22 protein-coding genes are annotated in these 24,243 nt (G+C 65.6%); 12 read left to right on the forward strand and 10 right to left on the reverse strand.

The window, feature by feature from the left end; translation table 11 throughout:
* Positions 1 to 2 precede the first annotated feature (2 nt).
* Entirely contained in the window at positions 3 to 1,847 is a 1,845-nt protein-coding gene (locus M1247_RS28815; RefSeq protein ID WP_317159830.1) for an LpqN/LpqT family lipoprotein, read from the reverse strand.
* Between the two features lie 112 nt (positions 1,848 to 1,959).
* Between M1247_RS28815 and M1247_RS28820 the strand changes: the two genes are divergently transcribed.
* From M1247_RS28820 to M1247_RS28830, 3 genes are all read left to right on the forward strand, one after another.
* Positions 1,960 to 3,342: a sigma 54-interacting transcriptional regulator gene (locus tag M1247_RS28820; RefSeq protein ID WP_317159831.1), complete on the forward strand. Its 1,383-nt coding sequence runs from the start codon at positions 1,960 to 1,962 to the stop codon at positions 3,340 to 3,342.
* 53 nt (positions 3,343 to 3,395) lie between these two features.
* A complete protein-coding gene (locus tag M1247_RS28825) occupies positions 3,396 to 5,372 on the forward strand; it encodes a vWA domain-containing protein (protein ID WP_317159832.1) in 1,977 nt (658 codons plus the stop codon).
* A 111-nt stretch (positions 5,373 to 5,483) separates the two neighbouring features.
* Positions 5,484 to 6,335, forward strand: coding sequence for a type IV toxin-antitoxin system AbiEi family antitoxin (locus tag M1247_RS28830; RefSeq protein WP_317159833.1), 852 nt, complete (start codon positions 5,484 to 5,486; stop codon positions 6,333 to 6,335).
* Between the two features lie 60 nt (positions 6,336 to 6,395).
* Here M1247_RS28830 and M1247_RS28835 read toward each other — a convergent pair whose 3' ends face one another.
* Entirely contained in the window at positions 6,396 to 7,721 is a 1,326-nt protein-coding gene (locus M1247_RS28835; protein WP_317159834.1) for an alpha/beta hydrolase-fold protein, read from the reverse strand.
* A 132-nt stretch (positions 7,722 to 7,853) separates the two neighbouring features.
* On the opposite strand from M1247_RS28835, the gene M1247_RS28840 reads away from it, so the two are divergent.
* From M1247_RS28840 to M1247_RS28875, 8 genes are all read left to right on the forward strand, one after another.
* Positions 7,854 to 8,570, forward strand: coding sequence for a TetR/AcrR family transcriptional regulator (locus M1247_RS28840; RefSeq protein WP_317159835.1), 717 nt, complete (start codon positions 7,854 to 7,856; stop codon positions 8,568 to 8,570).
* Positions 8,554 to 9,459, forward strand: a complete 906-nt coding sequence (locus M1247_RS28845) for a class I SAM-dependent methyltransferase (RefSeq protein WP_317159836.1) — start codon at positions 8,554 to 8,556, stop codon at positions 9,457 to 9,459. The genes M1247_RS28840 and M1247_RS28845 overlap by 17 nt, the downstream gene beginning before the upstream one ends.
* A complete protein-coding gene (locus tag M1247_RS28850; protein WP_317159837.1) occupies positions 9,456 to 9,866 on the forward strand; it encodes a YkvA family protein in 411 nt (136 codons plus the stop codon). The genes M1247_RS28845 and M1247_RS28850 overlap by 4 nt, the downstream gene beginning before the upstream one ends.
* 196 nt (positions 9,867 to 10,062) lie before the next feature.
* Positions 10,063 to 10,902, forward strand: coding sequence for a substrate-binding periplasmic protein (locus M1247_RS28855; RefSeq protein WP_317159838.1), 840 nt, complete (start codon positions 10,063 to 10,065; stop codon positions 10,900 to 10,902).
* Between the two features lie 4 nt (positions 10,903 to 10,906).
* On the forward strand, positions 10,907 to 11,614 hold the full coding sequence (locus M1247_RS28860) for an amino acid ABC transporter permease (RefSeq protein ID WP_317159839.1): 708 nt from the start codon (positions 10,907 to 10,909) through the stop codon (positions 11,612 to 11,614).
* On the forward strand, positions 11,611 to 12,417 hold the full coding sequence (locus tag M1247_RS28865) for an amino acid ABC transporter ATP-binding protein (protein ID WP_317159840.1): 807 nt from the start codon (positions 11,611 to 11,613) through the stop codon (positions 12,415 to 12,417). The genes M1247_RS28860 and M1247_RS28865 overlap by 4 nt, the downstream gene beginning before the upstream one ends.
* Positions 12,418 to 12,535: 118 nt before the next feature.
* Positions 12,536 to 13,429 (forward strand): dihydrodipicolinate synthase family protein, encoded by an 894-nt coding sequence (locus M1247_RS28870; RefSeq protein ID WP_317159841.1) that lies wholly within the window; start codon positions 12,536 to 12,538, stop codon positions 13,427 to 13,429.
* Positions 13,430 to 13,527: 98 nt separating this feature from the next.
* On the forward strand, positions 13,528 to 14,559 hold the full coding sequence (locus M1247_RS28875) for a proline racemase family protein (protein ID WP_317159842.1): 1,032 nt from the start codon (positions 13,528 to 13,530) through the stop codon (positions 14,557 to 14,559).
* Here M1247_RS28875 and M1247_RS28880 read toward each other — a convergent pair.
* The 7 genes from M1247_RS28880 to M1247_RS28910 all read right to left on the reverse strand — a co-directional run bounded on the left by M1247_RS28880 (position 14,556) and on the right by M1247_RS28910 (position 21,734).
* Positions 14,556 to 15,509, reverse strand: a complete 954-nt coding sequence (locus M1247_RS28880; RefSeq protein ID WP_317159843.1) for a LysR substrate-binding domain-containing protein — start codon at positions 15,507 to 15,509, stop codon at positions 14,556 to 14,558. The genes M1247_RS28875 and M1247_RS28880 overlap by 4 nt on opposite strands.
* A gap of 24 nt (positions 15,510 to 15,533) precedes the next feature.
* Complete coding sequence (locus tag M1247_RS28885) at positions 15,534 to 16,718, reverse strand: metal-dependent hydrolase family protein (RefSeq protein ID WP_317159844.1); 1,185 nt, start codon at positions 16,716 to 16,718, stop codon at positions 15,534 to 15,536.
* The gene (locus M1247_RS28890) at positions 16,715 to 18,055 is read right to left on the reverse strand and encodes an MFS transporter (RefSeq protein WP_317159845.1); all 1,341 of its coding nucleotides are present in this window, start codon (positions 18,053 to 18,055) and stop codon (positions 16,715 to 16,717) included. The genes M1247_RS28885 and M1247_RS28890 overlap by 4 nt, the downstream gene beginning before the upstream one ends.
* Complete coding sequence (locus tag M1247_RS28895) at positions 18,052 to 18,396, reverse strand: antibiotic biosynthesis monooxygenase family protein (protein WP_317159846.1); 345 nt, start codon at positions 18,394 to 18,396, stop codon at positions 18,052 to 18,054. The genes M1247_RS28890 and M1247_RS28895 overlap by 4 nt, the downstream gene beginning before the upstream one ends.
* 28 nt (positions 18,397 to 18,424) lie before the next feature.
* Complete coding sequence (locus M1247_RS28900) at positions 18,425 to 19,864, reverse strand: flavin monoamine oxidase family protein (protein WP_317159847.1); 1,440 nt, start codon at positions 19,862 to 19,864, stop codon at positions 18,425 to 18,427.
* 234 nt (positions 19,865 to 20,098) lie between these two features.
* Positions 20,099 to 20,827: a GntR family transcriptional regulator gene (locus M1247_RS28905; protein ID WP_317159848.1), complete on the reverse strand. Its 729-nt coding sequence runs from the start codon at positions 20,825 to 20,827 to the stop codon at positions 20,099 to 20,101.
* Between the two features lie 85 nt (positions 20,828 to 20,912).
* Complete coding sequence (locus M1247_RS28910; protein ID WP_410506962.1) at positions 20,913 to 21,734, reverse strand: SDR family NAD(P)-dependent oxidoreductase; 822 nt, start codon at positions 21,732 to 21,734, stop codon at positions 20,913 to 20,915.
* A gap of 197 nt (positions 21,735 to 21,931) precedes the next feature.
* Here M1247_RS28910 and M1247_RS28915 point away from each other — a divergent pair, with 197 nt between their 5' ends.
* On the forward strand, positions 21,932 to 23,137 hold the full coding sequence (locus M1247_RS28915; protein WP_317159850.1) for a PE-PPE domain-containing protein: 1,206 nt from the start codon (positions 21,932 to 21,934) through the stop codon (positions 23,135 to 23,137).
* A 433-nt stretch (positions 23,138 to 23,570) separates the two neighbouring features.
* Here M1247_RS28915 and M1247_RS28920 read toward each other — a convergent pair whose 3' ends face one another.
* Entirely contained in the window at positions 23,571 to 24,152 is a 582-nt protein-coding gene (locus tag M1247_RS28920) for a DUF1707 SHOCT-like domain-containing protein (RefSeq protein WP_317159997.1), read from the reverse strand.
* Positions 24,153 to 24,243 lie beyond the last annotated feature (91 nt).

Below are 24,243 nucleotides of genomic sequence, written 5' to 3' on the forward strand. Positions count from 1 at the left end.
CGCTACGGGGTGATGGTGGCCTCGCGGGTGATGACCTTGTTGACGTCGGTCAGCGCGTTCATATCGCGGGACAGCGAGTCGGCGTTGATCTGCAGGACGAAGAATCCGCCCGGGCTCTCCACCGCCGCGGTGGTCTGGGTGATCGCGCGGCGCTTGCCCTCTTTGACGTAAAACCCGGCCAGCGAGACGGCGGGGAATCCGCCGAGGGTGCCCCGGGTCGGCCCGCTGACCGACTCGTACTCGGCGAGGTTCTGCAACTCGTTGGGGGCCAGATCGAGCAGCTTGTTGGCGTCGACGTCACCGACGAGCCTGGAGATCAGTGAGATGACCGACGGCGGATCGGTCGGGGTGATGGTGTCGTTGACGATCGCAGAGTACGCCCAGGCCGGGGTGCGCGGGCCCGCGTCGGCCCAGCCGGGCGGGGTCGGCATCGTGAACACCGGTGCGCCGGCATCGCCGCGGTGGATCGGTGTTTCGACGAGCTTGTTCTCGCGGATGTAGTCGGCGATCGTGTACGAGTGCCCGGCCGGCTGAGCCGCGCTCGTCGCCGTCGTCTCGGTGGTGCTGGTTTCGGACTCCGTCGTGGTCGTGGTGGCGTCGCCCGCGGTCGAGGACTCATCGCCACCCGAGGTCACCGCCAGCGTGATACCGCCGACGAGCAGGATGACCGCACCGATGGCGGCCGCCGCCACGATCATCTTGCGGCGCGGTTTTTTCGACTTCCGCGGCGGCCGTGAATACGGCAGCGGCGGCGGTCCGTAGTTGGGCGGCGGTGGCGGCTGATTCATGCCCGGTTGACCGCGCGGCGGTGGCTCGTTCGGCGTCCACGACGGACCGAACAGTGACGGCGGCTCCGATCGCCGCGGGTCCGACGGCGACATCGGGATCGGTGGCGGGGACGGCACGGGTGTCGGCGTGGGTGTTGGCGTCGGCGCGGCGCTCGGCGGGGGAGGGCCGGCCGGAGCGGGCGGCCGTGACGGCAGCACCAGTCGCGCGGTCTCGGCCGGTTCGGCGCCCGCCTCGGTCAGGGCCACGGCGAAGTCGTGGCAGGTGTCGTAGCGGTCCTTCGGATCCTTGGCCAGCGCCTTTGCCATCACCGAATCGAACGCGGCCAGTTCGGGTTTGGTGGCAGCGAGCTTGGGTGGCGGCGAATTCAGGTGGTGGCTGATCACCACGGCCGGATTGCTGTGCGCGAAGGGCGGTGCGCCGGTGAACAATCGGTAGGCGGTGGCGGCCAGCGAGTACTGGTCGGCACGGCCGTCGATCGGCTGGCCCATCAGCTGCTCGGGCGCGGTGTAGGACATCGAACCGACCGTGATGTTGGTCGACGTCAGCCCGTTCACCTCATCGGCGCGACGTGCGATGCCGAAGTCGGTCAGCATGATTCGCCGCTTTGCACCCTGTTTGCTGGTCAGCAGGATGTTGGCGGGTTTGACGTCGCGGTGCAGCAACTTGCGCTGGTGGGCATAGTCGAGGGCGTCGCCGACCGCGGTGATGATCTCGGTCACATCGTCGGCGGGCATACCGGACGGGTACGCGTCGTGCAGCAGCCGTGCCGCGTCGTGGCCGTCGACGTAATCCATCGAGATCCACAGCCGGTCCTCGAACTCGCCGCGGTCGTGCACCCCGACGATGTGGGGATGCCACAACGTGGCCGCCATATCGGCCTCGCGGATGAACCGTTGCCGGAATTCGTCGTCCGCGCTGACGGTGATGGGCAGCACTTTGAGGGCGTCCTCACGCGGCAGCCGCGGATGGGACGCCAGGTACACCTCGCCCATGCCACCGGTGCCCACCAACCGGACGATGGTGAACCCCGCGAAGACCTGACCGCTAGCCAACGGCATGGGCGCAGACTACCGGTCGTGGCCCGGTCGCCACGACTTTGTAGGCCTATGCCGAACCGCGAGTCAGGAAGGTGGCGATGCTTACCGGCGCACACAGTCGTAGCGTGGAGTGGTGAGTCAACCCAAGGACCTTCCCCGCACGGTCGGCGAGCTGCGTGCTTCTGGGCATCGTGAACGGGGCATCAGAGCCGAGATCCGGGAGAACCTGCTGTCTGCGCTGGCGGAGCGCCGCGATGTGTGGCCAGGCATCCTGGGCTTCCAGGACACGGTGATCCCGCAGCTGGAGCGGGCCTTGATCGCCGGGCACGACATCGTGCTGCTGGGTGAGCGCGGGCAGGGCAAGACCAGGCTGCTGCGCGCACTGACCGGCCTGCTCGACGAGTGGACGCCGGTGATCGACGGTTCCGAGCTCAACGAGCATCCCTTCACCCCGATCACACCGGAGTCGATCCGGCGTGCCGCGGACTCCGGGGACGACCTGCCGGTCGCGTGGCGCCACCGCAGCGAACGTTATGCCGAGAAGCTGGCCACCCCCGACACCAGCGTGGCCGATCTCGTGGGCGACATCGACCCGATCAAGGTGGCGGAGGGTCGCAGCCTCGGGGACCCGGAAACGATCGCCTACGGGCTGATCCCACGTGCGCATCGCGGCATCGTGGCCGTCAACGAGCTGCCCGACCTGGCCGAGCGCATCCAGGTGTCGATGCTCAACGTGATGGAGGAGCGCGACATCCAGGTGCGTGGCTACACGTTGCGGCTGCCGCTGGACGTCCTGGTCGTCGCCAGCGCGAATCCCGAGGATTACACCAACCGCGGCCGGATCATCACCCCGCTCAAGGACCGGTTCGGCGCCGAGATCCGCACCCACTACCCGCTGGAGATCGAGGCGGAGATCGGCGTGATCCGCCAGGAGGCCCACCTGTCCGCGGAGGTCCCGGAATATCTGCTGACGGTGCTGGCCCGGTTCGCCCGCAATCTGCGTGAGTCCAATTCGATCGACCAGCGCTCAGGCGTATCGGCGCGGTTCGCGATCGCGGCCGCCGAGACCGTCGCGGCCTCGGCCCGGCACCGGTCGGCGATCCTCGGTGAGGACGATCCGGTCGCGCGGGTGGTCGACCTGTCCACGGTGATCGACGTGCTGCGCGGCAAGTTGGAGTTCGAGACCGGCGAGGAAGGCCGCGAGCAGGCCGTGCTGGAGCATCTGTTGCGCCGCGCGACCGCGGACACCGCGCAGCGGCTGCTCGGCGGTATCGACGTCGGCCCGTTGGTGCTGGCGGTCGAGGAGGGCTCGCCGGTGACCACCGGTGAGCGGGTGTCGGCCAAGGACGTGTTGGCGGCGCTGCCCGACCTGCCGGTGATCGACGCGCTCGCGACCCGGCTGGGCGCCCAGTCCGACGGTGAACGTGCCGCCGCGGTCGAGTTGGCCCTGGAAGCGCTGTATCTGGCCAAACGCATCGACAAGGTTTCGGGGGAGGGCGAAACCGTCTATGGCTAGGAGCGCGACGATCAAGCAGCGAGGGACGAGCTGCGTTGAGGAGTGCGACAAATATGCCTAGCCACGGCCATACCTCGCGGTATTCGCGGTACACCGGCGGGCCGGACCCGCTGGCACCGCCGGTCGATCTGCGCGACGCACTGGAGCAGATCGGCCAGAACGTGATGGAGGGCAGTTCCCCGCGGCGCGCCCTGTCGGAGTTGTTGCGGCGTGGCACGCGCGATATGCGGGGCACCGACCGGCTGGCCGCCGAGGCGAACCGGCGCCGTCGGGAGTTGTTGCAGAACAACAACCTCGACGGCACCCTGCAGGAGATCAAGAAGCTGCTCGACGAGGCCGTGCTGGCCGAGCGCAAGGAACTGGCGCGGGCGTTGGACGACGATGCCCGGTTCGGTGAGCTGCAACTGGATGCGCTATCCCCGTCACCGGCCAAGGCGGTCCAGGAGCTCTCGGAATACTCATGGCGGTCACCCGAGGCCCGCGAGAAGTACGACCAGATCAAGGATCTGCTCGGCCGTGAAATGCTCGATCAGCGCTTCGCCGGGATGAAGGACGCGTTGGAGAACGCCACCGACGAGGACCGCCAACGGGTCAACGACATGCTCGACGACCTCAATGATCTGCTGGACAAGCACTCTCGCGGTGAAGACACCTCAACCGACTTTCAAGAGTTCATGAACAAGCACGGCGAGTTCTTTCCCGAGAACCCGCAGAACATCGACGAGCTGCTGGACTCGCTGGCCCAGCGGGCCGCCGCCGCGCAGCGGTTCCGCAACTCATTGTCCGAGCAGCAGCGCGCCGAGCTGGATGCATTGGCGCAGCAGGCCTTCGGCTCGCCGTCGCTGATGAACGCACTGAACCGGCTGGACGCGCACCTGCAGGCGGCGCGGCCCGGTGAGGATTGGAACGGCTCGCAGCGGTTCTCCGGTGACAATCCGATGGGCATGGGGGAGGGCGCCCAGGCGCTCGCCGACATCGGCGAGCTGGAGCAGCTGGCCGACGCGCTGTCGCAGAGTTACGCCGGCGCGTCCATGGACGATGTCGATCTCGAGGCTTTGGCCCGTCAGCTCGGCGACGAGGCCGCCGTCGACGCCCGCACCCTCGCCGAGCTGGAACGCGCCCTGGTCAACCAGGGCTTCCTGGACCGGGGTTCGGACGGGCAGTGGCGGCTGTCGCCCAAGGCGATGCGTCAACTCGGTCAGACCGCGCTGCGCGATGTGGCCCAACAGCTTTCCGGGAGACACGGGGAACGCGACACCCGGCGTGCCGGTGCCGCCGGCGAGTTGACCGGCGCGACGCGACCCTGGGCATTCGGCGACACCGAGCCGTGGAACGTCACCCGTACCGTGACCAATGCGGTGCTGCGCCAGGCCGGTACGGGAGTGGTAGAGCGACCGATCCGGTTGGCAGTCGAGGACGTCGAGATCTCCGAAACCGAGACCCGCACCCAGTCCGCGGTGGCCCTGCTGGTCGACACCTCGTTCTCGATGGTGATGGAGAACCGGTGGCTGCCGATGAAGCGCACCGCGTTGGCCCTGAACCATCTCATCAGCACCCGGTTCCGCTCAGATGACCTGGAGATCATCGCCTTTGGGCGCTATGCCCGCACAGTGTCGGCGGCCGAGCTGACCGCACTGGAAGGCGTCTACGAGCAGGGCACCAATCTGCACCACGCCCTGGCGCTGGCGTCCCGACATCTGCGACGTCATCCCAACGCGCAACCCGTGGTGCTCGTGGTGACCGACGGGGAGCCGACGGCCCATCTCGAAGATTTCCGGGATGGCGAGGGATCTTCGGTGTTCTTCGATTACCCACCACACCCGCGCACCATCGCCCACACCGTGCGGGGTTTCGACGAGGTTGCACGCCTGGGCGCACAGGTGACGATTTTCCGGCTGGGTTCTGACCCCGGACTCGCGAGGTTCATCGACCAGGTGGCCCGGCGGGTGGCCGGCCGTGTGGTGGAGCCTGATCTTGACGGGCTGGGCGCCGCGGTGGTCGGGGACTATCTGCGGTCGCGGCGTAGGTAGCTCTTCTGCGCCCAGATCAGCGCAATGGCGGCTTTGCGGCAGTTCCGGCCGCCAAAACGCTGATCTCGCGGAGAAGGGAGCCAAACGACCGCGCGCTGCGTCCAAGACAGTGTGCAGATTCCCTTCCTCGGCAGTGACGCCGTAGCCGCGGGCCACCTCACCAGAGCGCACCTGCGCAGCCACTACCGGCCCATGTATCGCGGGGTGTATGTCCCGCGGCACCATGCCGCATCGCTACGCGACCGCATTGTCGGCGCCTCACTGGCCTCGCCCGATGCGGTCGTGACCGGAGTCGCGGCGTCGGCGATGCACGGCGCGAAGTGGGTCGGCGACGACGCCCCCGTCGAACTCATCACGATGGCTCGACGCCAGCCGGGCCTGATCGTCCGCAGGGAGACTGTGCACGCCGACGAGGTCACCACCATCGCAGGCATCCGGGTCGCCACCCCGGCACGCACTGCGTTCGACCTTGGCCGTCATCTCCCACGCAACAAGGCTGTCGCCCGCCTTGACGCGTTGATGAGCGCCTGCCCGTACCCGATCGAAGACGTGCTGCTCATCGCCAAGCGTCACCCCGGGGTCCGTGGATTGCGACGGCTACGCGTTGCGCTATCTCTTGTCGACGGCGGCGCCGAGTCACCGAAGGAGACCTGGCTGCGGTTGCTGTTCATCGACGGCGGGTTACCGCGCCCCACCACACAATTCGTAATCTACGACGAAGGCGGCTACTACGTCCGCCGGATCGACATGTGCTGGGAGGACTTTCAGGTCGGCGCGGAATACGACGGCGAACAACACCTCACCAACCGTCGTCAGTATGTCCTCGATGTGCGGGTGAACCGGACCTTGCAGCGGCTCGGCTGGCACGTCATCCATGTCATCAAAGAGGACGGTCGCGAGGACATCGTCCGCCAGGCCCGCAGCGCGCTGCTCGCACGCGGTTGGCGACCTCCTGGAAAGTGACGCAATGGTCGATCCTCGGCGCTGGGATCGACCATTGCGATGATCTCGGCGGCAGGTTGGCTACGCCGCCGGCCGCAACCGGGCGATGATGCCGTCGAGGTCGATGGCGAACTGGTCAGGCCGGAAGATGTGGCCGCCGGGAACCTCGTGCCGTTCATGCGGGATGCCTGCCTCGGTGAGCTTTTCCCCGAATTCCCGCTGCCCGGCAAGCACCTGGGTCTCCTGCACGCTGTCGAACCAGTTGACCGGGTCCGGACTGGTGCCTGCGACGAGGAAGATCCGCTTGTTGCGGTAGCTGTCGATCCGCTCGACCGGGTTGTCAGCGCTGACCCTGGCCTCATCCCACGGCACGCCGTAGACCGTGGCGCCGCCCAGCTCCACGACAGCCGAGCTCAAGTTGGCCCAGTGCACGACGAGGCCGCCGTCGCGGCGCAGACTTGCCGGACCGGAATGCGCGCTCGCCGAGGCGAAGTGGCCGTAATACTTCGCCGCATACTTGAGCGCACCGAACCCACCCATCGAGAATCCGCCGACCGCACGGCCGTCGTACTCGGCGTAGGTTCGGAAATTGGCGTCGATCCACGGGATCAACTGGGCGATGTGGAACGTCTCCCAGTTCCGTGGGCCGACGAACGAGCCCACCGGGTTGGAGTACCAGCCCGCCTGCCCGCCGTCGGGCATCACGACGATGATCGGCTTTCCCGCGGTCCAACTGCGGATGCCCAGAAAGTCGAACTGGCGGAAGTCCGCCGCACCGCCGTGGAGCATGTAGAGCACGGGGTAGGTCTGCCCGCTGGTGCGGTAGTCGTCGGGAAGCAGGACGTTGACGCCGGGGTTCCAGCCGATCGCGTCGGTCTGGAACCGGTAGTACCACAGCCGCGGGTCGTTCTCGTTGCGTTCGACGATATGAAGCCCGAAGCCGTCTGTGCGGCCGGCGAAGACGACCACTACCTGCCCGGCGCTCGGGCTGGTGATGCCGTTGGCGCTGGCGATCAGTGGGGCAAGTGCGGCGTCGCCGTAGAAGCGTGACGCGAGGTCCGGCAGTGTGTCGCCGGCGGCAACCGTATGTCGCGTGATGTCGGGGATGATCAACCGTTGCCCGCTCTGGATGCGGTTGGGATCGGCGATCCCGTTGGCAGCGGCGATCAGTCGGGAGAGGTTGGTGTCGCCGTAAAAGCGTGACGCAAGTTCCGACAGGGTGTCCCCACTGGCAACGGTGTGTCTGGTGAAGCCGGGGAAGATCAGTCGTTGCCCGACATCGATGGTGTCGGGGTTGTTGATGCCACTGGCGGTAGCTATCAGTCGGTACAGTTCCGCTTCGCCGTAGAACCGCAAAGATAACGCCCACAGCGTTTCTCCCGCGACAACCGTGTGTGTTCTGACCATTGGTTCCGCTCCCCTCACATTGAAACTGGTCCTCCTTCGATTGTGCGCTCCGTTTCTAAGCAATCGATATCAAACAACGTTTGACCAAAACCGTATTTTGGTCAACACTGGGAAGTCGACGGGAGGTGCACGATGCCGGACACGCAACGGGTGCGGGCGGACCGGATCCTCGATACGGCGTCGGATCTGTTGTTGCGCTGGGGCTATCGGCGGATCCGGATCGACGAGGTCGCCAGGCGGGCCGGGGTCGGCAAGGGAACGGTCTACCTGCACTGGCGTACCCGTGAGCAGATGCTCGGCGCGGTCGGATCGCGCGAAACCGCCAGGATGGTCGACGCGGTCATCGAAGCCCTGCGGGCCGACCCGCCGGTGGTGATGCCGAGCCTGCTGATGCGTCGGATCTTCGTGGAGGCGATGGGCCGTCCGGTGCTGCGTGCCATCTATACCCAAGATGTCGAGACGGTGGACGCCTTGGCCACCGACCGCTCCCAGAAGGCGATGGAAGGCGCCAATTTCGTTGGCTGGCGCGACTATCTGGAGATCGTTCACGAACACGGCCTGCTGCGCGACGAGTTGCGCCCGGCCGAGGTGCACTATCCACTCACCGCGACCGTCTTCGGATTCTTCGCGGCCGATCCGCTCCTGCCCGACGAACTCGACCTGAGCATGGAGGAGAAGGCCGATCAGCTGGCCGGCACGTTGCAGCGGGCTTTCGAACCAACCCGGCCACCGGCCCGCAAACACATCGAGGCTGCGGCCGAGAAGGTCGCCATCCTCTACGCACAGGTGGCCGAGCAGTTCCGGACACTCACCTACCGGCAAGGAGGCCATGATGAGCCGAACCGATGACGACAGTTGGGATCTGGCGTCGAGCGTGGGCGCGACCGCGACGGTGGTGGCCGCACAGCGCGCCATTGCGTCACGCGGACCGGATCCGCTGATCGAGGACCCGTATGCCGAGCCTCTGGTGCGCGCGGTGGGAGGTAATTTCGCGGCGACGATGCTCGACGGTGAGGACGCCGCGGGCGGCACTGCGCTCAACAGGAAGCAGCTCGCCGAGGCCATGGCGGTGCGCACCAGGTTCTACGACGGCGTGTTCACCGATGCGGCTGCCGCGGGGGTGCGTCAGGCAGTGATCCTGGCCTCCGGCCTGGACACCCGCGCCTACCGCCTGGCATGGCCGGCCGGAATGGTCGTGTACGAGATCGATCAGCCCGCGGTGATCGAGTTCAAAACCAGGACGCTCGCCGGATTGGGCGCGACACCCATCGCCGAACATCGGCCGCTGGCCATCGATCTGCGCGATGACTGGCCACAGGCGTTGACCGACAACGGATTGGATCGCGGCACCCCGACGGCGTGGATCGCTGAAGGATTGCTGATCTACCTGCCGCCCGCCGCCCAGGACCAATTGTTCGACAACATCACCCGACTCAGCGCAACGGGCAGCCAGTTGGGCACCGAGTACCTGCCCGATGCCTCGGCGCTCGCGCAGGACCGGTCGCGGGGGGTGACGGATGGCTTCCGACGGTTCGGGTTCGATGGGGAGCTGTCCGAGCTCGTCTACCACGGCCGGCGCAGCCCCGTCATGGACTACCTGGCCGGCCGCGGGTGGGACGTGTCGTCGCAGTCACTCGAAGAGGCATACGCCGCCAATGGTTTTGAACTACCGGGTGATGAGATGTTCGCCGCGTTCACCGATGCCCGGATTGTCAGCGGAGTGCTGACGAGCCCGTGACCGGCTCGTTCTGGTGGGACCTGCTGATCGGCCTGGCCATCGCGTTGGTGGTGGCCTGGGTGGCGTTGGTCACCGCGCTGATCGTGCTGCGGCCGCGGGGCCCGTTGCTGCGAGAGGCGCTGCGCATCCTGCCCGACGTACTGCGGCTGATCCGCAGGCTGGCCGCCGACCGATCCCTGCCCCGCGGGGTGCGCATACGGCTGGCGCTGCTGCTGGCGTATCTGGCACTGCCGATCGACCTGATTCCCGACTTCATCCCGGTGCTCGGCTATGCCGACGACGTCATCATCGTCATCGCGGTGCTGCGCAGCGTCGTGCGGCGCGCCGGCCTCGACGCCGTGCGGGCGCACTGGCCCGGCACCGACGACGGTTTCGCCGTGCTGATTCGGCTCGCGGGCCTGGGTTAGTTCCTGCCGCTTCCCCCGAGAACAGCGCAATGGCTGGCCCGCCGCGCTGCGAGCGACCATTGCGCTGCTCTCGGGGCCGCCCGACGCCGTAGCTGCGTGGCTCTCATCACACTGGCCCTTGACGGTGACCTGAGACACTTGTATAACAGTCGACAATGTAACAATCATTGCAGGGGCTTCACCGAAGGAGCAATTAGTGAAGAAGTCGACGAAGCAGTCCCTGGGAATCGTGGCCCTGGTCGTCGTGGCCGTACTGGCCGGGGTGCTCGGCGGCAAGATGGGCGCAGGCAGCACCGCCGCGGCGGCCGCACAGGGCGGGTGGGCCGACGCGGTCAAGCAACGCGGAGAACTGCGCGTCGGCGTCGCGCCGTTTGCGCCGATGGTCGTCGAGAACAACGGCACCTGGACGGGTCCGGTGCTACTGCCGTTGCAGTCCCTTGCCAAGAACCTTGGCGTCAAGTTCACCCCGGTGCCTGCCTCGTGGAGCACCATCGTCGCGGGTCTGCAGGCCGACAAGTACGACATGGCCGCCGGGCTGGACATCACCGGCGAGCGATCGATGACGATCATGTACACCGACCCCTTCTATGAGGACAACGGCGTGTGGGTGGTGAAGCGCGACGGTGGCCTCAACAGCACAGCCGCGATCATGGCTACCGGCAAGCCGGTCGCGTCCTCACAGGGCTCCGCGCACGAGGCCGCCGTCAAGGCCGCCGGTTTCCAGACCCTCAGCGTCGACTCGTGGACGAATGCGATCCAGGCGGTCAAGGCCGACCGCGCGCCGGCGCAATTCACCGATTACGGCACGGCATTGGGGCAGGTCCGCTCGGATCCCGCACTGGCAATCGTCGTGCCCGATACCCCTATCTGGGTGGCACCCGTTTCCTATGGAGTGGCGGCCGACATCGACGCACACTCGCTGCAGATGCTCAATGTCGCGATTCGCGAGGCGATCGCTTCCGGCGAACGTGACCGCGCCTTCGACAAGGTCGGCTACATCGACGTCGCGAACCTCGGAACGCTGAGGGTGGGATAGCGGCATGAACAAAACCGACTGGGGCGTGATCTGGGATGTCCTTCCAAATCTGTTGGAAGGATTGAAGACAAGTCTGGCGATCACCCTGCTGGTCATCGTGATCAGTGCGGTCGCGGCGGTACCTGTCGCATTGGCGCGGATGGCGGAGTTCGACCTGATCCGATGGATTGCGCAGGGCTACATCGAGTTGTTCCGGTGCACACCGGTTCTGATTCAACTGTTCTGGATGTTCTACGCGTTGCCCATATTGCTGGATATCCGTCTCTCGGGCTTCGTCGCGGCCGTCATCGCCATCAGTGCAAATCTCACCGCCCAAGTGGCAGAGGTCTACCGGGCCGGATTCCAGTCCGTGCCCGCCGAGCAGCTCGAGGCCGCCAAGGTTCTGCAAGTCGACCGGTATCACCAGGTGGTGTCGATCATCGTGCCCCAAACGCTGCGCCAACAGCTGCCTGCGCTGCTGACGATCGCCATCAACGGGTTCAAGGACACCGCCCTGGTATCGGTGATCGGCGTGGTCGACCTGATGTTCGCCGCCAACACCGCGGCCGCGCAGACCTATCGGTCTCTGGAGATCCTCACGGGCGCAGCGGTTGTCTACTTCGTGGTCGCCTTCCCGCTGTCCTTGCTCGTGAGTCATCTGGAACGGCGCAGACAACGCCAGGACCTCGCGCCGGCAAGCCCGAAACACACGAAGCAACCGGTGATCGCATGAACAATTCGACGACAACGGCGGTCGGCGACGGCGTCGACAGCCAGGACGCCTCGCAGCCCGATGCACTGATCAGCGTGCGCGAGCTCTGCAAAGAGTTCGGTGCGGCCAAGGTTCTCGACAACGTCAGCCTTGACTTCCATGCGGGTGAGATCACCGCGATCATCGGCCGTAGCGGCTCCGGCAAGAGCACGCTGTTGCGGGTCATTGCCGGTCTGACTCAGGCAGATTCGGGTGCCATCGATTTTGACGGGCAGCGCGTGTTCGAAGACGGTGAACACACCGAGGCGTGGGCACAGGCGCAATCGACCATCGGCATGATCTTCCAGTCCTATACGCTGTGGCCCCACATGAACGTGCTGGCCAATCTGACGTTCGCGCCGAAGATCGTGCACAAGGAAAGCGCGAAGAAGCTGCGGGCGCGCGCGGAGGAAGCGCTCGACGAAGTCGGCATGAGTGGATTCATCACCGCCAAGCCGCATCAACTGTCAGGCGGCCAGCGGCAGCGGGTGGCGATCGCCCGTGCCTTGATGATGCACCCGCGACTGTTGTTGTGCGACGAGATCACGTCGGCGCTCGACCCTCCCGTCGCCGCCGAGGTGCTCAGTGTGCTGACGCGGCTCAAGCGGGACGACGGCATCAGCGTTGCGCTGGTGACCCATGATATGGCGTTTGCGGCCAAGGCGGCAGATCGGCTGATGTTCTTCGACCAGGGCCAGATCGCCTATGACGGTTGTCCCGCAAGCGCATTCAAGCAGGACGAGAACCAGGAGCTGGCGAAGTTCGTCGAAGCGGTGCGGTTCTGATGTTATTTATTGTGCGCTTGTCGACAATGTGCAATCTAGTTATAGTGACGGTGAGCGGTTAGCTCGGACCATTCGCGATTACCAGTCGCCGTCTCAATCCCACTGCAAAGGAACAAGAATGACGAAGAAGCTCGGGGGCATCCTTGCCGCTGTATCCACCCCGTTCGGCGCGGACGGCGAGGTCGACGAGGCGTGCCTACGCAGGCATGTCGATTTCCTGATCGACAACGGTCTGCACGGTCTGGTGCCCGGTGGCAGCACGGGTGAATTCGCGGCACTGACCGTTGACGAACGCAAGCGGGTGAACGAGATCGTCATCGAACAGGCTGCGGGTCGGGTTCCCGTTGCGCCGCAGACCGGTTCGACGCGCACCGCCGAGGCGGTCGAACTGTCCAAGCACGCGGCGGCAGCGGGCGCCGACGCGGTGCTGGTGGTTCAGCCGTTCTACGAAGCGCCGACACGCCGAGAGGTGATCGAGTACTTCGCGACTATCGGTGACGCAGCGGGAATCCCGCTGATCGCCTACAACCTGCCCGGCGTGACGGGCATGAATCTTGATCGCCCGTTCTACCGCGAGCTCCTGGAGCGCACGGATGCCGTGAAATACATCAAGGACACCTCAGGTTCGATCGAGCAGGCATTCGACCTGGTCTTCAATCTCGGCGATGCGATCGACACCTTCGTCGGATGGGACACCATCGTGTTGCCTGCCTTCTCGGCCGGCGCCGCGGGATCGATCTGGGGTGCACCGAATTTCGCGCCCAAAGAATGCGTGGCCATCTTCGAGCTGGCCAAGGCGGGTAAGTCCGCGGAGGCGCTGGAGATCTTCCGCCGGCTGTGGAATGTGTTCGACTTCCTCGGCAAGGAAGGCTATGCAGTCTCCACCAAGGCTGTCGCCCAGGCCGTCGGTGTCGATCTCGGCAAGCCTCGTGCCCCCTACAGTGAGCTGGAGCCGCAGAAACTCGACGAACTGCGCAAGCTGGTCGCCGAAACGGGGCTGAACTACTCATAACCTCATCGGATGAGGGAAAGTCGCCAGGGCCATGGCTGCAACCGTGGCCCTGGCGACGCCGATCCGAGGCAGCCGGGACAACAGCACGGGAGGACGCAATGCGCTGGAGCCGGATGGTCAATGTGGTCAAGTGTCATGTCGGCGGTGAGGTCAACAATGTGGTCACCGGTGGCATCGGCGATGTCCCGGGGGCGACGGTGTTCGAGAAGATGAAGTTCTTCCGAGATCACGACGACGACCTACGCAAACTGCTGCTGCACGAACCGCGGGGCGCCGTCACCCACTGTGTGAATTACATTGTGCCGGCTTCAGATCCACAGGCGCGGCTGGGCTATGTGATCGCCGAAGCCACCGAGTATCCGGCCATGTCCGGTTCCAACACGATCTGCGTGACCACGGCGCTGCTGGAGACCGGCATGATCCGCATGGTCGAACCGGTCACCGAGATCGTGCTGGAGGCGCCTGCCGGGCTCATCCGGATCCGGTGTCAGTGCGAGAACGGCAAGGTCACCAGTGTCGAGTTCGAGAACCAGCCGGCCTTCGTCTACCGCCTGAGTGTGCCGCTGGAGCTCGAGGGACACTCCACTCTGACCGTTGATGTGGCCTGGGGCGGTATGGCCTATGTGCTCGCGTCGGCAGAGGAACTGGGGCTGCGCCTGACACCTGATGAAGCCCGCGACCTGTGTGATCTCGGTGAACGGGTCAAAGCCGCTGCCGCCGAGCAGATTCCCGTCGTTCACCCGGAGAACCCGGAGTTCGCCGGCATCACCCAGACCGAGTTCGTCGGCCCACTCCGGCGCACAGAGGGTGCCCTGACGTCACGGAACGCGGTGGTTGTCTCGCCCGGCCGGCTCGATCGCTCGCCATGCGGGACCGGCACCTCGGCCCGGCTGGCGGTGCTCAATGCGAAAGGCCTCATCGGGGTGGGGGAGCGCTTCGTTCACGAATCGGTGATCGGTTCGAGGTTCGACAGCCGTATCGACCGGATGGCCTCCGTCGGGCCCTATGACGCCGTCATTCCACGCATCAGCGGGCAGGCGTTCATCACCGAAATCAGTCAGGTCGGCCTCGATCCGGCCGATCCGTTCCCGACCGGCTACACGCTTTCCGACACCTGGCCGCAGCCCTAGTCGAGGACCTCTTCCCCGTCCAAACCCGGCAATGTGCACAGTAAGTCGAGAAACCAGGCATGTGCCGGGTCAGCGTCGTGCCTGGGATGCCAGGCGGCGAAGTGTTCGATGCGCGGGATCGGCACCGGCGGTCCGACGAAGGCGAGTTCGTTGTCGGCTGCCATGGTCTCGGCGAGGCGCCGCGGTACCAGCGCGATCAGGTCGGTACCGCGGAGCAGACGTGGCACGAGTAGCTGGCTTTCCACCCGCGCCTGTACACGTGGGTCCAGCCCTGCCGCGCGCAGTGTCCGATCGGCCAGGGCCACCAGATCCCCAGGCCCGTACTGGACGTACCCCAGCTTGGTGAAGGTCTCCGCGGCCAGTGTCGGACCGGCGGCCGCCCCCTGAAACGCTGCGCTGTGTGACCAGCCACAACACACCATGGTGTCGCTGAACACGAAGCGGCGCGGCAGGTCTTCCAGATGTTGAGCCAGGGTCGCCGAGGTGATCAGGACGTCCACCTCATCGCGTCGCACGGTATCGGCGAAATCGTCGACCAGGTCCCTCATTTCGATCCGCACTCCCGGTGCGGATTCTGAGGTGTGCTTCAGCAGGGGGCCACCGATCGTATGCAGGACATAGTCACCGGCCATCAGCGTGAAGGTGCGATCCGCGGTGCCCGGGTCGAACAGCGGACGATTGATGCTGAGTTGTTCGGACATGCGGAGAATGTCGTTGACCAATCCCACAATCGACTCCGCGTACGGGGTGCGGACCAGATTGCGCCCGTGCGGGACCAGCAGTGGATCGTCCAGTGCCCGCCGCAGGCGGCGCAGAGCATCACTCGTCGCGGACTGGGAAAGATTGAGCTCCTCGGCCGCGCGGGTGACGTTGCACAGCCTGAGCAACACGCTCAGCGGCCTCAGCAGGTTCAGATCGATATTGTGCGGCTGCACGGCCCATGGTCTCATGATCCGTACGCCGGGCGTCGGCGTTTACTCAGTGCACGGACGTCCATCCTTGAGCACCAACGCCACCTCCCGCAGCCGCCGGACATCGGTTGCCAGGTCGCCGCGTACCGCCAGCAGGTCGGCGCGCATCCCGGGACGGATCGCCCCGATCTGATCGGAAAGCCCGCACAGTGCTGCGCCGGCCGAGGTGCAGATGCGGACGACGTCGGTCACCGTGGCACCACAGTCGGCAAGGATCGCTGCCTCCTCGTAGAGGGTCCCGTGCTTGATGCCCGCGCCGCCGGCATCGGTTCCGGCAGCGATCGGGACGCCCGTGTGCAGTGCGGTGGCGATCGCGTGGCGCACCGCGTCGCGGACCTTGAGTGCCTTGTCCCGCATGTGCAGCGGCGTTCCGATCGTTTCGGCGTTGCGCACGATCAGCTCGGCGGCCATCGCAGTGGGCACGAAATATGTTCCACGCGTGGCCATCAGATCCGCGGTCGCTTTGTCCAGAAAGCTGCCGTGTTCGATCGAATCGACCCCGGCGGCCACGGCGGACTGGATCGGTCCTGGCGTGTAGGCGTGTGCCGCCACCTTCAGTCCCGCGTTGTGCGCTGCCTCGACCGCGGCTTCCATCTCAATGGCGGTCAGCTGAGGCTGGTTCAACCCTGCGCGGGTGTCGTACACGCCGCCCGATGCCATCAGCTTGATCACCGAGGCACCCCGCTTGATCTCGGTTCGCACCGCCGCGCGGATGCGGTCGGCGCCATCGGCTTCGGCGGTGATCTGCCAGGCATGACCGCCGGTGATGGCGATGGCCCTGCCCGCCGCAATGACGCGTGGCCCGGGAACGTCACCCGCGTCGATGGCTTCGGCCAGGTCGATCGCGAGCGAGTCGGTGGAGCCGAGATCGCGAACCGTGGTGACGCCGTGGGCAAGGGTTTGTGCGGCGCGCCTTGCCATTCGTAACAGGGTGCGACGGTGGCCGTCGAGCTCGACCGGTTGGTGCGGAACCGCCTCGGCACCCCACACGAGGTGGACGTGCGCGTCGACGAGGCCCGGCAGCACGGTGACGTCGCCCAGGTCGACGTCGTCGCAGTCCGCACTGACCGCGACATCTGTTCCGACGTCGGTGATGATCCCGTCCTCCACCAGGACGGTGGCCCGAGACAGCGGCGGGGATCCGAGCCCGTCATACAATTGTGCGGCGCGGTAGGCGGTCTTGGTCACCGGTCCACCGACCCGATCGTGGAGAGGTCGAGCCCGGCCGTCTCGCGCAGGCTGAGAGTCGCGATGAACGAGATCACGGCCGCCCCGGCGAGAAGGTAGGCCGGCGCCAACGGATTCGACGTCTGCGCGATCATCCAGGTCGCGAGATACGGCGCGGTACCCCCGAACGCCGCGGAGGCCAGGCCGAAAGACAGTGACATTCCGGAGTATCGCCGCGCTGAGGGAAACATCTCGGGCAAGGTGGCGCCCGCGGCGCCCATGAACATCGCCAGTGGCACCGCCAGCACGGCCGCGGCCAGGACGGCGATGGCGAGGCTTGAATGGGTCAGCAGCGTGAGCATCGGCCAGGCCAGCGCCGCCATGGCGATGCACGAACCCGCCAGCACCGGCTTGCGGCCCACCTTGTCGGACAGCGCACCGGCCGGGCTCACGATTGCCATGGCAACCGTGACCGCGACGATCGTCACGAACGATCCTGCGCCACTGGACTGATCGGCCTCCGCGACGACGTAGATCGCGATATAGACGAACACGGTGTAGAAGCCGAACTGCTGCAGGGCCGCAAGAAAGAAGGTCTGCAGCATCGGGCGCAGGTCTTTGGAGACGCCTTCGCGTAGCGGGGCTTTCGCCGATTTGCCAGCACGCTCCAGCCGGCGGAATTCCGGTGTGTCGTCGATCCGCAGCCGCAGATACAGGCCGATCACCCCTGCGGGCAGGGCGATGAGGAACGGAATGCGCCAACCCCAGGTCTGCATCTGGGCATCGGTGGTCGCAGCGAACAGGCACAGCGTCAGTCCTGCCGAACAGATGAGCGCGGCGAAGCTCGAGAAGTGCCAGAAGCTGACGGTGAAGCCGCGCCGGTGCGCGGGTGAGTATTCGGCAAGGAACGTCGCGGCTCCACCGGGCTCGCCTCCGGCGGCGAACCCCTGGATCATGCGCAGGGCCAACAACAACAGTGGTGCCCACATCCCGATCGCGCTGTACGTCGGCAGGAGCCCGACTGCGAATGTGGCCGCGGACATCGCCAGGACCGTCACCGCGAGCACGCGGTTCCTACCGATGCGGTCGCCGACGGACCCGAAGTAGATTGCGCCGAGGGGCCGCATGACGAACGCCGCACCGAATACGGCGAAGGTGGCGAGCAGCCCGGTCGTCGGATTGTCGCTGGGGAAGAACACCACCGACAGGGTCGCGGCGAGGTATCCGTAGAAACCGAAATCGAACCACTCGACGAAGTTTCCGATGCTCGCGGCCACGACCGCACGCCGGACGTCCGCCGTTTCGGCCCGCTGTGGCGCGACCTCGCGTGGGGTGGGCGGCTCCACCGCCGAACTCATCGAACACCCGCCTGGCGGGTTTGGGCCAGCTGCAGCACTTGTGTGACGGCCGGTCGGTGCGGATCGAGCAATGGCTGCATCGCCGTCAGGACGTCCCGCCGGGCCGTCGACGCAAGCCACCCGTGGTAGTTCTGGACCGATGGCCAGGTCGAGGTCACGACGACCGTGTGGTCATCGGTCAGGTCCAACCCGACTTCTCCGCTCGTCCACTGCCAGCTGCTACTGGCGTCCAGCACCTCGTTCCGTTCGTAATGGGCGAGCAGCTGGTCCCGCTGCCCTGGTGCAGCATGGAGTTGAAGAATCGCACGGATCATCACGACCGTCGCTTTCTTTTGTGTCACATGACTTTCCAGTGCAGATATCGAAAAGCTAATCGTCGGTGTGCTGCGGCAGAAGCCCCGTTCCGCCGATACCTGGAATCGATGCCGCCGGGTGGTCCACACCGTCGGTGTCCAGGGCCTGCAGGACGCGACGGCCCGCGGCCGCCCCTGAGCGTGCCGCAGTCTCGATCTGACCCAATGGGGTGTAGTAGTCGCCGGCCAGATGGATGGTTGTGTCCGGTTGTTCGGCGTAGCGGTCCAGGGCCGAGAACGACTCCCTGCCTGGCGGCCGGTATTGACTGCCGGTGGTCCATCGCTGCACGACGGTTTCTTCGATGAGTCCCTCGAGTTGCGGGTATACCCGTAGCAGGTCGCGGGTGAACTCGTTCTCGATCTGCTCGTCAGTCCACGACATGGCTGCGCGGGCGGTATCTCCGCCGGCGTAACACATCAGGCTGCCGCCGTGAATACGTCTGGCACCGTTACGCAATGGGTTCGCGTGATTGAAGAACATCGAGAACGCCAGCCCTGGAGTCGTGAGGGCGTAGACGTCGTCCCAGGGCATCGGATCGTGTTCCTTGGTGATGATGCCGAGCACAACGAACTGGCCGTAACGAACCGCGGCGAGCGCTTGATCGACATCCTGGGGGAGTCCGCGAATGATCTGGCGGGCCGCGGTTGCGGGCGCTGCCACGACAGCGTGCCGGGCCGGCACGCGGTGCTCTCCGGAGCTGTCTTCATACCGGACTTCGACCCCGTCCGGGACGTCGCGGACCTCGAGGACACGGGTTCCCAGGCGGACCTTGTCCCTCAACTGCGCATGCACGGCCTCGGGTAGCTTGCCCGAGCCGCCCAGGAGGTTCAGTGCGGTGCTGTCGTTCTTCCCGCTCCAGTGGGAGGCGAACAGCATTGCGCCCACTGCCGCACTCTGTTCGTGAATCTCACAACTCGACCGCCGGGCGGCAGTTTCGAACAGTTCGTTGATGCGACCGCAGGGCCGTCCCAGGACATCGCGGAAAGAGCGCTGAGATTCGGCCTGTGCCAGGCGAAGCCGGCGGGCCTGTTCGGATTCTCCGCGGCGGGGAATCGCGACCCGCTGCCACTTCTTGACCAGGGCCAGCAGGCGTAGCCCTACCGTGGCCAACGCGAAGCGTTCCCGAATCGACAACGGCAACAGCAGGGGATAGGCCTCGATGCGGTCATGCACGCGCACCCGCCCGTCGAAGTACATGCCGGTCTTGGAGCCGGGTATCTCGACGGTTTCCAGGCCAAGGTCCTCGACCATGCGATGGACGGTAGAGCCCGGCCCAGGAAAGAGATGCGCCCCCAGGTTCAACCAGTAATCGCCCCGCGGTTCGGATCTGATCCGGCCGCCCAAGCGGTCAGATTCCTCCAGCAGCACGATATTTCGGTGCCGCAGCAACCAGGCGGCGGACATGCCTGCGACGCCGCCTCCGATGACGACGGCATCAAGTGTTGATGTGGGCAATGCGGGATCTCCCTCGTTGCTCGTGGACGTTCGGGCCCGCGCCGGTCGTCAACGCCTCCGGCCTCGAGGCGCGAGTGATCGCCATGTGTGACCTCGTGATTTCGGGATACGGCCCGACTGGGCCGGAGCGGCTGAGGACCGCCGGGAACCCATTATTTGTACTACTGTCGACAATCTACGCGGATCGGGGCGTGACCGCAATCACTTTCTGCCGACCTCGACAGTCGACCGGGGTCACGCCTCCCTGGCGGTAGCCGCGGCAATCTCGGCTTGCGGCCGGCCTCCATGGACGTGACGGTCGATCTCGGCGGAGATGGCCTCGAGATCGCCGGTGTCGGCGATCTGCAACAGCCGTTCGTGCTCGGTGACCACGTCATGCAGATTCGCGAACACCTGATGATCGGCCGAGAAGAACAGTTGCAGTTGGGCTTCCCAGCTTCGCCACAACTCCAGAAGCAGTTTGTGACCGGATAATTCGTAGAACGCGCGGTGGAAGCTCATGTGTGCGTCGATCGTGGCCGCCGGGTCGTTGTTGTCCGCCCCGATCGACATGTCCTCCAGTGCGCGAGTCACCTTCACCCGAGCGGATCCGCTCAGGCGAGGCAACGCCAACTCGATCGCATACGGTTCGAGACGCTTGCGGAGACTGGCGATTTCGGCCATGCCCTCGGCACTCACCTCGGCCACGAACGCACCGCGGTAGGGAATCTTCTCGATCAGTCCCTCTTCGGCGAGGATGCCCAGTGCCTCGCGCAACGGCGCACGGCTGACGCCCAGGTCTGTCGCGAGATGGGTTTCACGAAGCTGGCTCCCCGGTTGCAGCGTGCCGTCCAGGATGGCGGTACGCAGCACATGTGCGACTGAACTCGGTGTCGTCCGTTGGGTTATCCGTCCCAGCGACACGGCGTTTCGGCCGTTGGCGCCGAGCGCTGACACCATGCCGTCCTGTGGGGCTTCCGCCATCAGATACTCCTACCAGCCATCTTGCCTAATTGTCGACAGTAGTCGCTCCGATGGTGATTTCGACGTTGCGCAGCGCCTACGGCGCTCAGGCGCCCGCAAGCACACCGCCGTCGACGACGAACGCGGTTCCGGTGATGGCCGTCGAGTGATCCGACAGCAGGAACGCCACGGAGTGCGCGATCTCGATCGGCTCGATGGCGCGGCCGATCGGTTGAAAGTCGGGAAGCCCCGCCTCCAATGCCTCTCGGCCGCCGAGTGCTTCGTAGTGCGGCACGTTCAGCGGGGTGTCGACGAAGCCGGGGCACACGGTGTTCGCCCGGATGCCTTGGGCGCCGAAGTCCAGCGCGATGGCCTTCGTCAGCGTCAGCACCGCGCCTTTGCTGGCGGTATAAGTCGTCAGCAATTTCTCCGCACCGATGGAATTGATAGAGCCGAAGTTCACGATCGAACCGCCGCCCGCCTTGAGGAGCTCCGGGATGGCGTACTTGGAGCCCAGGAACACGCCTTTGACATTGACATCGAACGTCTTCTGGTAATCCTCGACCGACGCGTCCAGGATGGTCCCTGGAATCAGGACACCGGCGTTGTTGACGATGCCGTCGAGCTTGCCGAATGTGTCGACCGTGAACGTGATGAGCTCTTTGACCTGATTCTCATCGGTGACGTCGACGACCCGCCCGATGAGGCGGTCATCGTCCACCTTGAGTTGTGCGAGGTGTTCGTGCGCGCGCACCGTGGCGACCACCTGTGCGCCCTCGTCGTGTAGGTGCCGTGCGGTGGCCAGCCCGATGCCCCGCCCGGCGCCCGTGATGATGACGGTCTTTCCTGACAACAGTGTCCCCATTGGTGCCCACTTTCTGTCGCGCTGCGAATCAGTCGAATTGTGTAGTTGTCGACAATTGATCAATGACAGTGTGGTGGTAGTCGCTCAGACCGTCAAGTGGGCCCTGCGTTCGGCCCAGCACCGCCGCTTCCCCCGAGAACAGCGCAATGGCTGGCCCGCGACGCTGCGAGCGACCATTGCGCTGCTCTCGCGGCCGCCGTTCTGCGTCCCCGCTGGTCCTGGTCCGGTAGCTTCTGCTCATCCTGGTGAAAGGCGCGTGGATGACGAACTGCCGACAACTTGTGGTGTGCGGTGCCGCGGTGGCGACCGTCGCCGCGTTGGGCGTGACGCCGCAGGTGGCCCCGGTCCAGCTGGCGGCGCTGATCATCGGGGCGAGCTCGACGAATCCGGGCGGTGACGGGGTCTCGGATTTCTACGGTGGCCATTATCAGCAGGACCCGACGGTCGTGGCCAACTTCCTCACCGGGCCGGCCGGGATCTACCGGGCCATTGCCGACAACCGCGATGACGACGACAACGTGGTGCTGTCCTCGGGATGGGGTGCGGCCAACGCCAGCCTGCTGCTCAGTCAGCTCAAGGCGACACATGATCCGGTGCTGAGCAATCCGACGCTGTATGTGCTCGACAACAACGTCGCGAGCCCCAATGGCGGGTTCGGCACCCGGCTGCCCGGGTTCGCGGTGATCGGGGTGAATCCGATACCGACGCCGACCGATCCTGGCGTGCCGGTGGTGAATGTGGTGTACGAGTACGACATCAACTCCAACATTCCGGCTTACCTGTGGAATGCGCCCGCGATGGCCAACTCGTTGATGGCCTACTTCGAACGTCGGCTCAACCAGGAGAGCCTCGATTTCCCGGTGGACGCGACCGGCGAGGTGCGCCCGGATCTATGCGACGCCGCATGCCAAAGCTCGCTCGACGCCGGAGACACCGTGACGTTCACACTCACCGGCGATCAGGTCGCCCGGGTCAAGAAGGTCGACGACACCACCTATGTCAGTTACGAATCGCAGCGCCTGCCGTTGGTGGCGCCGCTACGCGTGTTCGGCGAGCCGGGTAACCGACTGGCGGATGCGGCGACGCCTGCGCTGCGGGCCGTCGTCGACTACGGGTACCCCGACAATGATCCGTTGGTGAAACCGGAGAAGTACACGCCGGCACGGTTATTGCCGAGCCGAAAGGAGACAAGACGGTTCGTCGACGACTTCACCGCCGGGCTCGAACAGGGCGCGACGATGCTTCGTGAGGACGGTGCCGCGCCTGCGCACCGGGCGCGGCCTCTGGTGCGTCAGAGCCTCGACTTCTCACCGAAGGCACGGCATGCCAGCGCCGGCACGACGAAGCGACCGGTGGCAGGCCTCGTGAAATCCGCGATCGAGCGCGCCAGGACGCTGACCAAGAAACTGCGGGGGCCTTCGCCTGCGGGTGACGACGACGCTGCGCCCGCCGATACGACGGAGTGACAGGTCGAGAATCGCCTACGCGTTGTCCACGGCGTGCTTGACGGCGGAGGCCGGGCGCCACCTGAAACGGTTCCAGCAGTGGAAGATTCCCGGAGTCGTAGGTGACGTAGGTGTTGGTTCCAGCGAGACCGCCAACGTGCAGTTCCAACCCGATTCTGGCGAGGCCGTCGAGAATGTCATCCAAGATCGGGATAGCCTGCGTGCCTTAGCCTCCCGTCGGATACCGGCGCCACCGGTCCTGCCGCCCGCGCGGCGGAGGTCGCCATCACTGCGGCGGTGACCGCGGCTGCCTTGGCATTTCGGAGACGTGGGGAGCGGGAGGTGACATCGACATCGGGCGTGTCAGCGCTAACGGGCCCGCACACCGTAGAAATTAACCGTCGGAGTCCGGAATTTTGACGTCCGCGTCACGAAATCGGTTGATGCGGCGTTACTACTGGCGATCGCTGCGACGACTCTTGCGCTTCACCCCGACACTGCCCCACAGCGAGAAACCGCGAATGTGGACCCGCGGCCCGCCGGGACAGCCCTGGCCTTTCACACTCCGGTCAAAAGCGCCCATCACGCCGAGACCATCAAGATCGACATTCACCTCGGGCGGCACCAGGATGGTCTGCCCACCGAAGATCGAATAGCTGCGAATCTCCACGTCGGGTGCGGTGAAATCGGCGTAACGCAGATCGACGACACCACCGCCGAACAGTGCGAACGTCGTCAACTTCTTTGGCACATTCCAGCGGCCACGGCGCTCGAACCCGCTCAGAATCGCCAGCAGCGTCGTCGAAGGCGCCGGCCGGCAAGTTCCGATGCCGCGAGTCCCCGATCCTGGCAAATCGGCGCTGAGCTGCGCCAAGTCGGCATAGGTCTGGGCGCGATAGGCCCTGTCCAGCCGGTCTTCGTACTCCGTCATCGGGAGACGGCCCTGTGCCGCGGCGTCAGTGAGCAGCTGCGCGACCTGGATGCGATCGGTGTCGGCAGCTCGCATCGTCCCACTCTTCGACGCTGAAGTGCTCATCAGTGTTGAGCCTACGACGAACATCGGCACATGCAAGGGTGCGGGTCGAACTGGTACCTCCGCGACGACGGCGAACCCGGTAGATGGCCAA

It is taken from the genome of Mycobacterium appelbergii (genome assembly GCF_032883035.1).
In the GTDB taxonomy this organism is placed as follows: Bacteria; Actinomycetota; Actinomycetes; order Mycobacteriales; family Mycobacteriaceae; genus Mycobacterium; species Mycobacterium appelbergii.